Annotated in this window: 17 protein-coding genes and 1 pseudogene; 6 read left to right on the top strand and 12 right to left on the bottom strand. The window is 37.0% G+C overall.

What is annotated here, in order from left to right; translation table 11 throughout:
• Window positions 1–311 precede the first annotated feature (311 nt).
• The 5 genes from H6F45_RS03975 to H6F45_RS03955 all read right to left on the bottom strand — a co-directional run bounded on the left by H6F45_RS03975 (window position 312) and on the right by H6F45_RS03955 (window position 4,333).
• Window positions 312–1,898, bottom strand: a complete 1,587-nt coding sequence (locus H6F45_RS03975; protein WP_190346518.1) for an NAD(P)H-quinone oxidoreductase subunit 4 — start codon at window positions 1,896–1,898, stop codon at window positions 312–314.
• A gap of 250 nt (window positions 1,899–2,148) precedes the next feature.
• Window positions 2,149–2,982: a DNA-formamidopyrimidine glycosylase gene (locus H6F45_RS03970; RefSeq protein WP_137665995.1), complete on the bottom strand. Its 834-nt coding sequence runs from the start codon at window positions 2,980–2,982 to the stop codon at window positions 2,149–2,151.
• Between the two features lie 146 nt (window positions 2,983–3,128).
• Window positions 3,129–3,347, bottom strand: a complete 219-nt coding sequence (locus H6F45_RS03965) for a photosystem I reaction center subunit IV (protein WP_096570310.1) — start codon at window positions 3,345–3,347, stop codon at window positions 3,129–3,131.
• A 101-nt stretch (window positions 3,348–3,448) separates the two neighbouring features.
• A complete protein-coding gene (locus tag H6F45_RS03960; RefSeq protein WP_190346517.1) occupies window positions 3,449–3,646 on the bottom strand; it encodes a hypothetical protein in 198 nt (65 codons plus the stop codon).
• A 102-nt stretch (window positions 3,647–3,748) separates the two neighbouring features.
• Window positions 3,749–4,333 (bottom strand): PAP/fibrillin family protein, encoded by a 585-nt coding sequence (locus H6F45_RS03955; protein WP_190346516.1) that lies wholly within the window; start codon window positions 4,331–4,333, stop codon window positions 3,749–3,751.
• 237 nt (window positions 4,334–4,570) lie between these two features.
• Between H6F45_RS03955 and H6F45_RS03950 the strand changes: the two genes are divergently transcribed.
• Together H6F45_RS03950 and mraY are read left to right on the top strand one after the other, a co-directional pair.
• Window positions 4,571–4,810 (top strand): DUF3134 domain-containing protein, encoded by a 240-nt coding sequence (locus tag H6F45_RS03950; RefSeq protein WP_096570306.1) that lies wholly within the window; start codon window positions 4,571–4,573, stop codon window positions 4,808–4,810.
• An 82-nt stretch (window positions 4,811–4,892) separates the two neighbouring features.
• On the top strand, window positions 4,893–5,996 hold the full coding sequence (mraY, locus tag H6F45_RS03945) for a phospho-N-acetylmuramoyl-pentapeptide-transferase (protein ID WP_236103950.1): 1,104 nt from the start codon (window positions 4,893–4,895) through the stop codon (window positions 5,994–5,996).
• 69 nt (window positions 5,997–6,065) lie between these two features.
• Here mraY and H6F45_RS03940 read toward each other — a convergent pair whose 3' ends face one another.
• From H6F45_RS03940 to H6F45_RS03915, 6 genes are all read right to left on the bottom strand, one after another.
• On the bottom strand, window positions 6,066–6,572 hold the full coding sequence (locus H6F45_RS03940; protein ID WP_190346566.1) for a molybdenum cofactor synthesis domain-containing protein: 507 nt from the start codon (window positions 6,570–6,572) through the stop codon (window positions 6,066–6,068).
• A 366-nt stretch (window positions 6,573–6,938) separates the two neighbouring features.
• Window positions 6,939–7,508: a Uma2 family endonuclease gene (locus tag H6F45_RS03935; RefSeq protein ID WP_190346515.1), complete on the bottom strand. Its 570-nt coding sequence runs from the start codon at window positions 7,506–7,508 to the stop codon at window positions 6,939–6,941.
• A gap of 158 nt (window positions 7,509–7,666) precedes the next feature.
• Window positions 7,667–8,002 carry a photosystem II reaction center protein Psb28 gene (gene psb28, locus H6F45_RS03930; RefSeq protein WP_096570300.1) on the bottom strand — a complete coding sequence of 112 codons (336 nt, stop codon included), beginning with the start codon at window positions 8,000–8,002 and terminating at the stop codon, window positions 7,667–7,669.
• Between the two features lie 108 nt (window positions 8,003–8,110).
• A complete protein-coding gene (gene dtd / locus H6F45_RS03925; protein WP_137665999.1) occupies window positions 8,111–8,563 on the bottom strand; it encodes a D-aminoacyl-tRNA deacylase in 453 nt (150 codons plus the stop codon).
• Window positions 8,564–8,710: 147 nt separating this feature from the next.
• Entirely contained in the window at window positions 8,711–9,826 is a 1,116-nt protein-coding gene (locus H6F45_RS03920) for a GTP-binding protein (RefSeq protein WP_190346514.1), read from the bottom strand.
• A gap of 122 nt (window positions 9,827–9,948) precedes the next feature.
• A complete protein-coding gene (locus H6F45_RS03915; protein WP_162501819.1) occupies window positions 9,949–10,098 on the bottom strand; it encodes a hypothetical protein in 150 nt (49 codons plus the stop codon).
• A 227-nt stretch (window positions 10,099–10,325) separates the two neighbouring features.
• Here H6F45_RS03915 and cysS point away from each other — a divergent pair, with 227 nt between their 5' ends.
• Complete coding sequence (gene cysS, locus H6F45_RS03910; protein ID WP_190346513.1) at window positions 10,326–11,798, top strand: cysteine--tRNA ligase; 1,473 nt, start codon at window positions 10,326–10,328, stop codon at window positions 11,796–11,798.
• A gap of 275 nt (window positions 11,799–12,073) precedes the next feature.
• Window positions 12,074–13,522 (top strand): TldD/PmbA family protein, encoded by a 1,449-nt coding sequence (locus tag H6F45_RS03905; RefSeq protein WP_190346512.1) that lies wholly within the window; start codon window positions 12,074–12,076, stop codon window positions 13,520–13,522.
• A gap of 97 nt (window positions 13,523–13,619) precedes the next feature.
• Here the strand turns inward: H6F45_RS03905 and H6F45_RS03900 are convergent, their stop codons facing one another.
• The gene (locus H6F45_RS03900) at window positions 13,620–14,231 is read right to left on the bottom strand and encodes a Uma2 family endonuclease (protein WP_187038931.1); all 612 of its coding nucleotides are present in this window, start codon (window positions 14,229–14,231) and stop codon (window positions 13,620–13,622) included.
• A gap of 609 nt (window positions 14,232–14,840) precedes the next feature.
• On the opposite strand from H6F45_RS03900, the pseudogene H6F45_RS26345 reads away from it, so the two are divergent.
• Window positions 14,841–14,957: pseudogene (locus H6F45_RS26345) on the top strand (Uma2 family endonuclease); the annotation flags it as partial.
• Complete coding sequence (locus H6F45_RS03895) at window positions 14,917–15,102, top strand: hypothetical protein (protein ID WP_242052554.1); 186 nt, start codon at window positions 14,917–14,919, stop codon at window positions 15,100–15,102. The pseudogene H6F45_RS26345 and the gene H6F45_RS03895, both read left to right, overlap by 41 nt.
• Window positions 15,103–15,120: the final 18 nt, after the last annotated feature.

The raw sequence follows: 15,120 nt of genomic DNA, 5'->3' as shown, positions 1-15,120 counted from the left end.
TAGTAGTAGGTTGGGTTGACGCAAGGAAACTCAACATTAATTTCAAAAATCAAAATTTCCGCAATAGTAAAGAGTAGACCCCTTGACACCACCTGAAAACCCTGTTATGCTGGTTTTGATGAGGAATAACCATCTTCTGTGCATAAGCAATTACAAGTATTTTCAAATAAGTAAGGGCGAAGCATTCGGAAAGAAAATCAATGGTTTCAGGGATAACTTATCCCCCGAATGCTGCGCCTCTGCGTCTCTGCGTGAGAAAAAAATAGGGGCAGTTTCCACAACCACCCCCAAAACAACTTGTAACTTAACAACTACTCAGCACTAGCTAAAGTGGGAGCAGAAAAGATTTGAGAATATAAACTTGTAGGTTGTTGACGAGCGATCACAGGCAACACTTGACGGGCATGAGCCGCAACTTCTACAGTTTTTACATCATAAGTTTCTGTTACTAACTTAGGATAGAAACCAATACCGATGATAGGCAGTAACAAACAAGCAGTGATGAACAACTCAAGGGGTTTCACATCAGCAACTACAGTATCTAAATGTAACTCTTCACTTTGCTTACCGTAGAACACCTGACGCAACATTGAGAGTAAATAGATAGGTGTTAAAATCACACCCACTGCTGATAAGAAAATAACTACAACCTTGAAACTAGAACTGTAAACGTCGCTAGTACCAATACCCAAGAACACCATTAACTCACCCACAAAACCACTCATACCGGGTAAAGCTAAAGAAGCCATTGCACCAGCAGTAAAAAGAGCGAAGGTTCTCGGCATTACCTTAGCAATACCACCCATTTGGTTCATCATTAAAGTATGGGTGCGTTCATAAGTAACACCAGACAAGAAGAATAAACTAGCAGCAATTAAACCATGAGAAACCATCTGTAACACTGCACCACTAATACCAATTTCGGTATAAGATGCAATGCCTATTAACACAAAACCCATGTGGGCAATAGAAGAGTAAGCTAAACGGCGTTTGAGGTTAGTTTGGGCAAAAGCACAACAAGCACCGTAAACAATATTGACTACACCTAAAATTGCTAAAACTGGAGCAAAAACAGCGTGGGCATCACCTAACATTTCCATGTTAAAGCGAATTAGGGCATAACCACCCATTTTTAATAACACACCAGCTAAAATCATAGAACCAGGTGCAGACGCTTCACCGTGGGCATCAGGCAACCAGGTATGAAAGGGGAAAATAGGTAATTTTACACCGTAAGCAATTAAGAAACCTGCATAGAGAGCTAATTCTAACAGTTGGGGATATTCTTTAAGTCCCAATTCTGTCATGTTAAAGGTGAAGTTATCACCGTAAAACGCCATTGTTAAACCAGCTACGAGAATAAATATAGATGCGGCTGCTGTGTAGAGAATAAATTTAGTAGCTGCGTAACGGCGGTTTTTGCCTCCCCAAATAGAAATCAATAAATAAACAGGTACTAATTCGATTTCCCACATTAAGAAGAATAATAACAAGTCTTGGGCGAGGAATACACCTAATTGGGCGCTGTACATTACCAGCATTAACGCATAAAATAAACGCGGCTTATTGGTTACTTTCCAAGCCGCGAATATAGCTAATGTGTTAATTAAACCTGTGAGTAATACTAAGGGCATTGATAAACCATCAATCGCTAATGCCCAATTTAAACCAATTTGAGGTATCCAACTATAGGTTTCTGTGAGTTGTAAAGCTGAACTTTGGAAGTCGTAACCTTGCCAAACCGCATAAATCATTAATGCTAAATCTGCAAAAGCTACTCCTAAACCATACCAGCGAATGGTTTTACCGTCTTTGTCGGGAATGAGGGGAATGGCTAAGGATGCCACTAACGGCAAAAAAATTATGGCTGATAGCCAAGGAATTTGTATCGGATTCATCACTGTTGACAATCAATTTTGCATTTTTCTTTTAATTAGATTATATTAAGAAATCGTTACTTTTGTAAACACATTTCTTAACATAATTTCAATCTAGGTAATAAATAGTAATAAATATTTACCAAAACTGCCTAGTCGCTATTCTAATCATAAATTTTTGTAACGTCAACAAAAAAGCGGCTAAATTGGCCGCCATTTTCAGATATAATTTTTCTCCTCATAAAATTTTAACAGCGATATAGACTCAGCACTAACTTTGACACTGAGAACAAAAATGACTAGAACGCCCACCTAGTTTAATACGCTGGATGATATTACTACAAACTTTACAAGGCTCTCCAGCACGGTTATAAACCCACGCTTCACCGCCATAATTGCCGTTAACGCCTTTAACATTGAGGAAATTACTAAAAGTTGTCCCACCTGCGGCAATACTGGCGGATAAAACATCAATTATCGCTGTTCTTAAAGGTTCTATTTGTTTTTTCTGCAATTCTGTACAGATGGTGGTAGGTAAGATGCCACTTTTAAACAAAGCCTCATCAGCATAAATGTTACCTAATCCTGCTACTATTGACTGGTCTAATAAGGCTGTTTTAATCGGACGACGGACTTTTTGCAGTTTATTTGCTAAATACTCAACTGTAAACTCTGGGGAAAATGGGTCTACTGCTAGTTTGGCTAAACCTGTAATAATACTTTCTACAGGTACATTCCCAGGAACATACCACATTTGCCCGAAGGTGCGCTGATCTACAAAGCGTAATTCTTGCTGATCTCCAAAAAATAATCTTACTCTTGTATGTTTGTGTAAGGGTTCATTTCGATTTAACCATAATAATTGCCCTGTCATTCGCAGATGAACGCCTAACCAGGAAAAAGGGGAGAGTTCAGCTAAAAGATATTTACCGCGACGATGCCAAGATGTAATGGCACTGGTTTTAATTTTTTCTATAAATTCTTCAACAAAAAAAGGGTGGGCGATGGTGCGTGGTAGCAACACATCGCCCCCCGTAATTTCTTGATTTAGGGTTAATTGATTTAAACCCCGTCGTACTGTTTCAACTTCAGGCAATTCAGGCATTTTCAGAGTAATGATTGCTGGGTGTTTAGTTTAGAGTCATACCTCAACCGTAGATTAAGGGCATGGAACCAGCATATTTAGTTTACTGCTTTTCCATGTTTTTATACTCAATTCTCAGCACTCAGGACTCATGACTGTTGTATTGCTTACTTTTTAGCAGCAGGTTTAGCTTTGGGTGCTTCCACTTCTACTAATTCATCTAAAGCAAAGTTGTTGGTGTTAACACCAGCGTAATTAACACTGGGGAAACGTACAATTACAGGGTACTTAATTCCGCTTTGATCTACAGTAGCAACAGTACCTACTTCTTGAAACCAGTAGGACTCAGGGCGGAGAATACGTACTTTAGAACCACGTTGAACCATGATTATCTTCCCTTTGAATGTTCAATTGAGAATAAATTAGGGCTATTTGATTTCACTCTACAACTAGAAGGTCTTTACTAGCGTATTTGTTAAGTTATTTGTCATAAGTTAGGGAACTGGTGACTGGGGACTGGTGACTGGTGACTGGTGACTGGTGACTGGTGACTGGGGACTGGTGACTGGTGACTGGTGACTGGTGACTGGTGACTGGTGACTGGTGACTGGTGACTGGTGACTGGTGACTGGTGACTGGTGACTGGTGACTGGTGACTGGGGAAGATGAATAACCTAATTACCAATTACCAATTACCCGAAAAAGTATCAAACCCTACTTGACAAAGTACCTATAATAGAATAATGTCGTTCGCAAACACTTTTTGCGAATAAATTGCCTATGCCTTTTAAGCTTTGCTTAACACAAAGACACTCCCCTCGTTACCTCTGCCAATACGCAGATCATTGTCTAGATAAGTGATGTCCAACCATCCTTGTTGTTGGTCGCTGTTGATGGGAAAATCAAAAGCGGTAAATTTTTTGCCTGATTCAATTTGTTGGATAAACGTTGCAGGTGATTTATAGGCAATTAACCTTTGTAAGCCAAAAATAGAACGTTGAAATTTGACTTGGACTCGACGTTCGGAAACAGGGTCAAATTTAGCAGCGACGCTAACTAATCCTTCCAAAGACGGTAGTCCATAAATTTCAGCAATGTTATAAACACTGTTAGTTTCGACTCGAATACATTGGTAAATTTGACCAAGTTTACAAAGAGGGAAACGATCCAGGTTTAATAAGGCCTTGCTGGTGGTGTAAAGTAATCGCCAATCACCTTCTAGTAAATGGCTGGCTTGCATTGGGCGGGGTGTGGGGTTAAAGTCTTCTAGACTGGCGATCGCTGCTAGGATAGCCTGTTTTTGGGTTTCAGTTGCCAGTAAACCCCGGTTTGTACCAGCAATTGCATCTAAAAGCGTACTTTTTGTTACCATAACTCTTGACCTCAAAATATAGCTATGAAATCAGGATTAACAAGGGTTAAATGTTATATGTATAGGCTGGTGTAATCGTCGAAGAATAGCTTGCTGTTTGGCGTAGGGCTATTAAATAAATTTTTGTGTTTAATTCGGATAGATCAATCAAAGAGTTGAATCATTAACTAAATTATCCCGTATCAAATGATAGACTCTTAATGTCCAGAACTTGTACCTTTTTCTGTCTTCGTTGATATGTTAAATTCTCCCCTAAATGAGCAACCCCGGAACCAAAGAGCTACTGTAATTCCCTTGAAGCAAAAGTCTTCGATGTTGGACTGGTTGCAGTCTAGCGGTCGTCTCATCGCTCGTGACTTTAACGAATCGACTTTTTCGGAGCCTGAAGAAGAAATATCTGATTTTTTGGCGGGAGAAGATGGAATTGCTGACCTTGACTATGATGATGATGGCGATATCAGTATAGATGAGGACTAGTCTTGAGGACTGTGGGGACTGGGTTTGATCAATAGTTTCGGTTTTCGGTTTTTTAAAAGTGTGGAGTGAAGGGAAATTTTTTGTGGACGCTAAATTATCTCCAAACCAAGGATTAAACATTTCTGGAATTGGGCTGGCCTCTCTGTTAGCTCTCTCGCTGACTACAACTGCATTGATTTTAGATGGGCTAGGACATAGAGTATTCTGGCAAGCTAATTCGCTGACTATGCCGTTTTTTCTATGTGCTGTAGGCGCTGGTGCTGCTGGTTTTTGGGTTGTGCCGTTGCTACAAGCTTTGAAAACAGGACAAATAATTAGGGAAGATGGACCGCAAGCGCATCTGAAAAAAGCTGGTACTCCGACTATGGGGGGGATCTTTTTCATACCTGTAGCTGTAACAGTTGCTTGTATTTTGTCTAATTTTGCTCAGGATGTACTTGCTGTTTCTGTGTTAACTCTCAGCTATGGCTTAATAGGCTGGATCGACGATTGGCAAATTTTGCATCGAAAATCAAATAAAGGTATATCTCCAAAGATGAAATTGGTTTTGCAGATTGTTTTTGCAACTGGTTTCTGTGTCTGGATGATGTTTAACAGAGATTTTAGTATAACAAATATTGCCTTGCCTTGGGTTGGTTTATCTTTGCCTCTGGGTTTACTTTTCTGGCCTGTGGCTGGTTTTGTGTTGGTTGCAGAAAGCAATGCTACTAATTTAACTGATGGTATTGATGGGTTGGCTGGGGGAACGGTGGCGATCGCAATTTTTGCTTTAGGCGCTTTAATTGCACCCACTTCACCTGATTTGATGATATTCTGTGCGGCTATGAGTGGTAGTTGTGTAGGCTTTTTAGCCCATAACCGCAACCCAGCCCGTGTTTTTATGGGTGATACAGGTTCTCTGGCTTTGGGTGGTGCGTTGGCTGCTGTAGCACTGCTTACTAATAGTTTAGTAGCCTTGTTCATTCTCAGCGGTATCTTCTTTGTGGAAACTCTGTCTGTGATGGCTCAAGTCAGTTATTACAAAGCTACCAAGGGACCAGATGGGAAAGGTAAACGGTTATTTAAAATGGCCCCTTTACACCACCATTTAGAATTATCTGGTTGGACAGAATTGCAAGTAGTTGGTGCGTTTTATATCATTGCTGCAATTTTGGCTACTATATGCTTGACAAGCATTAAATTTTGAGATTTTTAACAAAATATCAATAACACAGCCTAGATCCCCGATTTTTTGAGCAGTCGGGGATCTTGTTTTTTAGTGATTTTGCATTTGTTTGAAAAGATGGATGATTTCTGGTAATATCAATTTTTCCATTCCCAGACGGACTGCGTTACTAGAGCCGGGAAGGGAAAAGATTAATTTATTTTGATAAATACCAGCTACAGCGCGAGAAGCGATCGCTCTAGAACCGATTTCTTGATAACTGAGAAAACGGAATATTTCGCCAAAACCTGGTAAAGTCTTTTCTAATAAATTAGCGATCGCATCATAAGTAGTATCTCTGGGTGCTATTCCTGTACCACCATTAAAAATAATTACATCTACATTCTGATTTTTACTGATACTTTCTATATATGCTTGGATTTTGTCTGGTTCATCTTTGATTATTTGATAATCTGCAATTAAATGATGAGCAGATAATAATAAATCCTGTATTAATTTTCCACTTTTATCTGTTTCTGATGTGCGGGTATCGCTGACGGTAACAACTGCACATTTTACTGTGATATTTTCTCTATCTGGATGTGGATGTGATTTGATCATATATGGATATGGAAAATGCAATTACTATTATAGGACTTACGCAAGATGTCACTGAAAACCTTATTCTTGCGTAGGGGTAATTCATGAATTACCCCTACTTTCGTTCCCTTTTGCGTAAGTCCTGTATTATTAATTTTGCTATAGTTTACTCCCTTCCTACCGGAATAATACTGATTTAATAAACCACGAAGGCACGAAGAACACGAAGGAAGAAGGAAGGAAGAAGGAAGGAAGAAGAAAGGAAGAAGAAAGGAAGAAGAAATGTTATATTTTGATAATCTATATATAGAAATAAATACTTAGGCCTTTTTTCAATTATTGGGTGAGTTTTGCTGCTGCTACTGCTAAAGTTTTCATCAATTTTTATCCCTGTAAAACCTCACCCACAGTTAACTTAATATCAGAAAATAAAGGGGAATAAATCACCATATCATCAGTAAAAATATGCTCATCATAAAAACCTTCTACCCACTCGAAAACTGTTACCTTTTTTTGCATGGGATCAACTATCCAATATTCAGCAATACCTCGCGCTGCATATTCTGAACGTTTGTAACGATAATCCCGATTTTCTTGGTTAGGACTGACTATTTCAACTACTAATAATGGGGGTGTCATGTCCATTAAAACTAGGGAACGTTTAGCTTCTTTCATTTCTTCTGCTAGTTCTTCGGAAAATATCACTAAGTCAGGAACTCTCACCCCTACCATTTTACTATTTACAGCTATTTCTGTTTTCATTCTTAACCGATAATAGGGAATACCTAATTTGAGAAAATAGGCAAGTAAAAACATTGCTATTCTTTGATTTAGTTCACTTTCAGAAGGCATAACAATTAATTCCCCATTTTCCAACTCATAGAAATTATCTGTACCGCCATCAAATTCTAGAAATTCTGCAAAAGTCATTTTTTTAGCAGTTGCAACTGTCATGATTATTACTCCTATAAACTGCTGACTGCTGATATTTACTATTTTAACAATATAATTAAATCGGGTGATGGGGTGCAGGATGCGGAGTGCGAAGTGTGGAGTGTTGATAACCCAATCACTAATCACCAATTACCAATCACCAATCACCACTAAGTAATTTAAGATTTACTTAATCCTAAATCATTCTCTTCAGCGTACCGATTCATAAACCGCATAAAACGATCCCATTCTTCTACACTTTTCATCAGGTAAACAGCTTCTACTGCTTCTGGTCTACCATTAACAAATTTACCCTTGACTTCACGGGTGATAATTTCCCCCTCTTCGTCAATCATATACATCCCTGTAATTTCTTCTGTACTATTTTCACTGAAGGCTTGGGGATTTTCAAAAGTAAATGTTGCTGTTCCACTATCACCACTACGTGATCTTGTTAACTTTACTTCTGGAACTACTGGTTCGTCAATGCCTCTAGAAAATTGGATTTTTGCCATGATGAATGTTTGTTTAAGTTTTATGATCTTTAGGTTAATATTCTCTCATCATATAGCAGCGATTTGGCTATCTTGATTAAATCTGTTTTTCATTTTGGGTGGGTGTCGCTAAATAGCTTCTTTTTCCAAAATTAAAGTAACTGGTCCATCATTTTCAATTGCAACTTGCATCATCGCGCCAAATTTACCAGTTTCTACCCTTAAACCACTTTCCTGTAATTTTGATACAAAGCGATTATATAAATATACTGCTAATGTGGGTGTAGCAGAACGGTCAAAGGAAGGACGACGACCTTTACGACAATCACCGTATAATGTAAATTGACTAATTACTAATAATTCCCCATTAATTTCTTGTACAGATTTTTGCCATTTATCACCACCTTCATCATCGGGAAATAAACGTAATTCTAAACATTTACGCACCATCCAATCAATTTCCCCATCAGTATCAGTATGAGAAATACCCACAAGTAAATTTAAACCTCGACCAATTTTACCAACAATTTCCCCGTCTATAGTTACTTGGGATGATTTAACTCTTTGAACAATAACGCGCATATTTCAGATTTTTTACTAACGATAAAGATAGGGGTTTAGCAATGCTAAACCCTCACAGGAGTCAGGGTATGGGGTGATGGGGTGAAAATTTTTTAATTGTTCCCTGTACCCTTATTTCTCAATTACCAATCACCAATCACCAATTATCTATTTCCCGAAACCTTTACCTTTGCTAACTGAAGGTAAACACAGACAATTTTCTAATTGCTGAAGTAAAGTCTCTTGATCCAAATTTTGACCAATTAAAACCAGTTGATTTTTCTTTTCACCTTTCCATTGATCATCATCAATAGTGAAGCGTTTACCGCAAAGGTGGAAAATATGACGTTGTGGACTTTCTTCAAACCACATAATACCCTTAGCGCGGAAGACATTTGTGGGTAGTTGATTATCTAAGAAATATTGAAATTTTCTAATCGAGAAAGGTTGATCACTTTGAAAAGATATGGATGTAAAACCATCATTTTCTAAGTGATCAGAGTGGTGATGATCATGGTCGTGATGGTCATGTCCACAGGTAGAATGATCATGGTCGTGATGTTCATGTTCGCAGGTAGAATGATCATGATCGTGATGATGATGATCATGTTCATCGGTTTCTGAATCAAAATATTTATCAGATTCAAATAACCCAACACTGAGAATTAAAGGAAGTGGAACTTGAGAATTTTTAGTTCTGATAATTCTTGCACCTTCCTTAATATCATTAATCTTTTTCTCTAATGAATTTAAAGCAGCTTCATCAACTAAATCGGTTTTATTGAGCAGAATTACATCACCATAAGTAATTTGACTAAATGCAGCTTGAGAGTTGAATAAATCCAAACTATAATTTGCCGCATCTACTACAGTGACAATTGAATCTAATCGGGTTAAATCTCGCAATTCAGATCCTAAAAATGTCATTGCTACAGGTAAAGGATCTGCTAAACCTGTAGTTTCAACTACTAGATAATCTAGCTTTTGTTCACGTTCTACAACTTGGTAAACAGCATCAACTAAGTCATTATTAATGGTGCAACAAATACAACCATTACTAAGTTCCACCATATTATCATCTGTAGAAACAATTAATTCGTTATCAATACCAATTTCGCCAAATTCGTTCACTAAAACAGCAGTTTTTACACCTTGCTGATTAGTAAGAATATGATTTAGTAAGGTAGTTTTACCACTGCCAAGAAAACCAGTGATAATGGTAACAGGTAATCCCTGTTTGGTTGCTTCCATTACGTGAGATTCTGAAGTAACTGCTGATGTCATATTTATGAAGTAGGGTTTGAGTCTATTTTGAATGTTAGCGTGATTTGCAAAAATCCGAGTAGCTGTTAATTGTCACTTGGGAAGTGTTTGTTAGCTAGTTATTTTATCATTTTTTGAATCATTTATAAATTGCTTAAAGTGATGTTTTCATTGATGCAATTCTCAATAGCAATAGTTGTTGTTTGAAGATTTGCAATATCAGAAATTATACCTAAACCTAAATATAAAGTTAAATCATTTTGATCTTGGGTTAAATTACGCCAACTCTGCAAAATTTACTTGTTTAGTTCTGGGTAAAGCTAGAATCATAAGTTACCTAACTCTGACAACTATATTACATGATATTACTGGAAATCAACTAGAGAACTATATTTAGATATCATAGATGATAAGAGCGATCGCTTTTTACTGTATCTGTAACTTAATCTGTCTCACCTATCCGGTTACTCACTACATACGCTATCATTGCTAATCGTTAGATTGCCTTATCCCTTATATTATGACCCTATCTATTTACAATACTCTCACCCGTCGTCAAGAAGAATTTAAAACCGTCGAACCTGGTAAGGTAAAAATGTATTATTGCGGTGTGACGGTTTATGATTATTGCCATTTGGGTCATGCTAGAGCTTGTATTGTTTGGGATGTAGTGCGTCGCTATTTACAATTTATTGGTTATGATGTGCGGTATATCCAAAATTTCACGGATATTGATGATAAAATTCTTAACCGCGCACGGGAAGAAAAATCAACAATGGAAGCGGTTTCAGAACGCTATATCCAGGCATATTTTGAAGATATGGGACGTTTGGGGATAAAAGAAGCAGATGAATATCCTCGTGCAACTCATACCATGAATGGTATCCAAAGATTAATTCATGATTTAGAAACCAAGGGTTTTGCTTATCCTGCTGATGGTGATGTTTATTATGCGGTGCGAAAGTTTGATCAGTACGGTAAACTTTCAGGACGGAAATTAGAAGATTTACAAGCAGGTGCAAGCGAAAGAGTAAACGTAGAAGATCCAGAATATCAGAAAAAGAAAGATCCCTTTGATTTTGCCTTGTGGAAAGCTGCAAAACCTTCCGAACCTGCGTGGGAGTCACCTTGGGGAAAAGGCCGCCCCGGATGGCACATAGAATGTTCTGCAATGGTGCGCGATCGCTTGGGTGATACTATAGATATTCATGCTGGTGGTGCTGACTTAATTTTCCCACACCATGAAAACGAAATTGCCCAATCAGAAGCAGTAACCGGTAAACCTTTAGCTAACTATTGGTTACACAATGGCATGGTTAAAGTTGATGGTGAAAAAATGTCTAAATCTTTAGGCAATTTTACCACAATCCGCGATTTATTAGATCGTGGAGTTGACCCAATGGCATTAAGATTATTTGTGTTAATGGCACAATATCGTAAACCCATTGATTTCACAGATGAAGCAATTTTAGCAGCAACAAACGGCTGGCATACTATTAAGGAAGGTCTGCTTTTTGGACATCAACACGGTGAAAAGTTGGGTTGGGAAAATATCGAATTAAATAACGCCAACATTGATAAATCAGAAGTTGAGAAATTTACTAATGCAGTGGATGATGATTTTAATTTTCCTGGTGGGTTAGCGGTTATTTTTGAAATCGCCAAAGAATTACGTAAGCAGGGAAATATTATTGTTCATCAAAGAAAAACAGAAACCCCAGCAAATGAGTTACTTAAAAAATGGCAAACCCTAGTCACATTAGCAGATGTTTTAGGTTTAACCGCCAAACCAGAAACAAAAACTCCTAAACAAGATGGTATAAGTAATGCAGAAATTGAGGAGTTAATTCAAAAAAGATGGGAAGCCAGAAAAGCAAAAAACTTTGCAGAAAGTGATCGCATTCGTAATGAACTTTTAGCAAAAGGAGTGGTTTTAACTGACACAAAAGATGGAACATTTTGGCATCCTGAAATTATACCTATAACAAAATGACCATTAGTAACGCACCTTGATTAAAATTATGGTGCGTTACGCTACCGCTAACGCACCCTACATAGCTTCTTCCTTCGTGTTCTTTGCGTCCTACCCTGCGGGAACAGCTTCGCTGAACGTGGTTCATTCTCTTGAAAAATTATTCACAACTAACCAATATCTCAGAAACTCTTTTCCTCTGTGTCCTCTGTGGTTTATTATTCTTTACACCATATATAACTTATGATGTAAAAACAGATTTTTAACTTTGAATTTTTTAATTTTCAATTTAACCTATGTGGAAAGAACTAACAACCGCCATATCTAATTTTAACATTCCTGCTGATTGGATCGGTATTCGTGCAGTCAAAGAAACAACCAGAACCCATTTTGTCAGAGATGGTTTACCCCAAAGCAACGGTAAATCATTAACAATGGGAGCAATGATAGAAGTCATGGTTAATGGTAGTTTGGGTTATGCTGCTACCAACTCTTTAGCATTATCATCATTGCAAAATGCCGCAGAAATAGCTTATAAACAAGCAGTTGCAGCAAGTGAATTTTGGATATATCCCTTTAGTAAAAATACCCGTCCCAAAGTCGTCGGTGAATATAACTCACCCTTTTTTGAACCATTAAATTCTATCAGTCCAGGGGAAATAAATGATTTATTAATGAGAATTTGTCACGGCTTAAAAATTAGTGATAAAATCGTCCAAACCGTAGCCAATATTAACACATCTGAAAAAGAAACTTGGTTTGTTAGCAGTAACAGTTCAGAAGTTTATCAAAAAATCATTTCTTTAGGAAACCATTTTGGTGTTATTGCCCAAGATGGTAATATTGTGCAACAACGTAGTAATAACGGAATGCACGCTAATTGTTATCAAGGTGGATGGGAAGTATTAAAACAAGATAATTTATGGCATCGAGTCCAACAAATTGCTGAACAAGGATTAGAATTATTAACAGCAGCAGAATGTCCAAATACACGCACTAATTTAGTTTTAGCGCCAGATCAAATGATGCTACAAATTCATGAAAGTGTGGGACATCCTTTGGAAATTGACCGCATTTTAGGAGATGAAAGAAACTACGCAGGTGGTAGTTTTGTGAAACCCGAAGATTTTGGTAAATTAGCATACGGTTCACCTTTAATGAATATTACTTTTGATCCTACCGTTGAAGGTGAATTTGCCAGTTATAGTTTTGATGATACTGGTACAAAAGCCACCAGAGAATATATCATTAAAGATGGCATTTTACAAAGAGGTTTAGGTAGTTTAGAAAGTCAAAATCGTTCTGGTTTGCCAGGGGTAGCTTGTGCGCGTGCTACTTCTTGGAATCGTCCACCCATTGATAGAATGGCTAACTTAAATTTAGAACCAAATTTAGAACCAGGAAACACAAATTTTTCCGAAATGATAGCGGATATAGAACATGGTGTTTACATGGAATCCAACCGTTCTTGGTCAATTGATGATAGAAGACATAAATTTCAATTTGGTTGTGAATATGCCAAATTAATTGAAAACGGTAAACTCACTAAAACCTTGCGTAATCCTAATTATAGAGCTACTACGCCCGAATTTTGGCACAGTTTAATTAAAGTTGGGAATGATGCAAATTGGGAAATGTACGGTACACCATTTTGTGGTAAGGGAGAACCTAATCAAACTATTTGGGTAGGACATGGTTCACCTGTTTGTGTATTTGCAAATGTAGAAGTTTTTGGTGGTGGTTAGAGACCGATTAAATAAGATCCCCGACTTTTTATTTACTTAATTTTTACAACTTATAAGTTAATATTAGAAGTCGGGGATCTGCAACAACACCAGATCATTATATTCTTTGTAAAATATCCGCAATAGTTAATTTTAACTCTGGAAATAGTGGGGATACAATCAAATTATCTCCTCTAAATTGATTAACTAGATATTCTCCATCAATTAAAGTATGAACTGAAATCGTGGGTTGTTTAGGATTACCAATAAACCTTCTACCACCGAAAGCAGCATAATCAACAATCCAATATTCAGGAATACCCATTAATTCATATTCATTAGTTTTAGTCGAATAATCTGTTTGCCAATTACTACTAACAATTTCTATTACTAAAGGAACAGAAGCAGCTTGAGTAATTGTTGATTCTTTTTTCCACAGAGGTTCATTAACTAAGTTTTCAGGATTTAGTAATAAAATATCTGGATAAAAAGCCGATTCAGAACTTGATGATTTAATCAATGTTGTTTTAGGTATGAGATAAGGAAGATCAAGTTTATCTAATTCTGCTGATAATTTACGGACTAAAAAACCAATAACTAATTCATGATCTCCTAATGGTGGGTTCATATCAACAATTACTCCATTATGTAATTCATAGCGTAATCCTGTATCTGGATACCATTCGATAAATTCCTCAAAGGTTACTGGTTTAATTATTGTTTGAACCATGATTCACCTCTTGAATAATTATTATTATCATATTATTATTTTATCTCATTTCCCAAGGTTTTGTTTGTGTGGATGTAATTTATAATCTTCTCATTATCTTGAATTGCTGTTTCTATTTCCTCAATTTGTTTCAGTGATCTTGGTTATTTATTCCCAAGTCGTTGTTTACACAAATTTAATTATCTACATAATATTTCAAAATAAGTATTATCTTTTTATAAAAAAGACACAAAAAATTAAAATTTAAACCTGTTTCAATCTTGACACAGGTTATTACTATTAGGACTTACGCAACTGGCACAAGCGATGGTGCGGCTACGCCGCACCGAGCGCCTAAAGACTAAACCATTGACATAGCAATATCTGGACGTTTTAGTTGTCCTATTAAATAATTAGAAAGCAAATTATGCTTAATTTGATTCTCAAACATCTAATTTAGAAGTTAGTGATAAATGGCGACAATTATCTATTGCACTAAAAAGTAATCATTTATGGTAGGAATAATTCATGAATTGTCTCTAAAACGGTTTCAGATTATGCAAATTGAATTACCGCCAAATGTATAATCAATGCTACAATCAACCAATAACTACTTGATGCTATATCAATATGATGATTGCACAAGACTTAGAACAAACAAAAGACATCTCCCCAGAGGTCACATTTCCCCCTAGTGATTTATATAGTGATGAACCACCAGTGGAAACAGAACTGCACACCAGAAGAAACCGCAGAAGAGGAAACTAAGAAAGCAGTAAAATCAGAGAAAAGAGCAAACCAAGAAGCTAAACGAGCAGCACAAGCAGACGCAAGAGCAGAACGTTTAGCGGCAAAATTGCGAGAATTAAATATTGATCCTGAGAACATTTAAAGCGACTTTTAAAAAAAT

This window comes from Sphaerospermopsis sp. FACHB-1194 (genome assembly GCF_014696235.1).
Taxonomy (GTDB): Bacteria; Cyanobacteriota; Cyanobacteriia; order Cyanobacteriales; family Nostocaceae; genus Sphaerospermopsis; species Sphaerospermopsis kisseleviana.
Note: the sequence above shows the minus strand (reverse complement) of the source record. Positions and strands in the feature narration are given on the sequence as shown.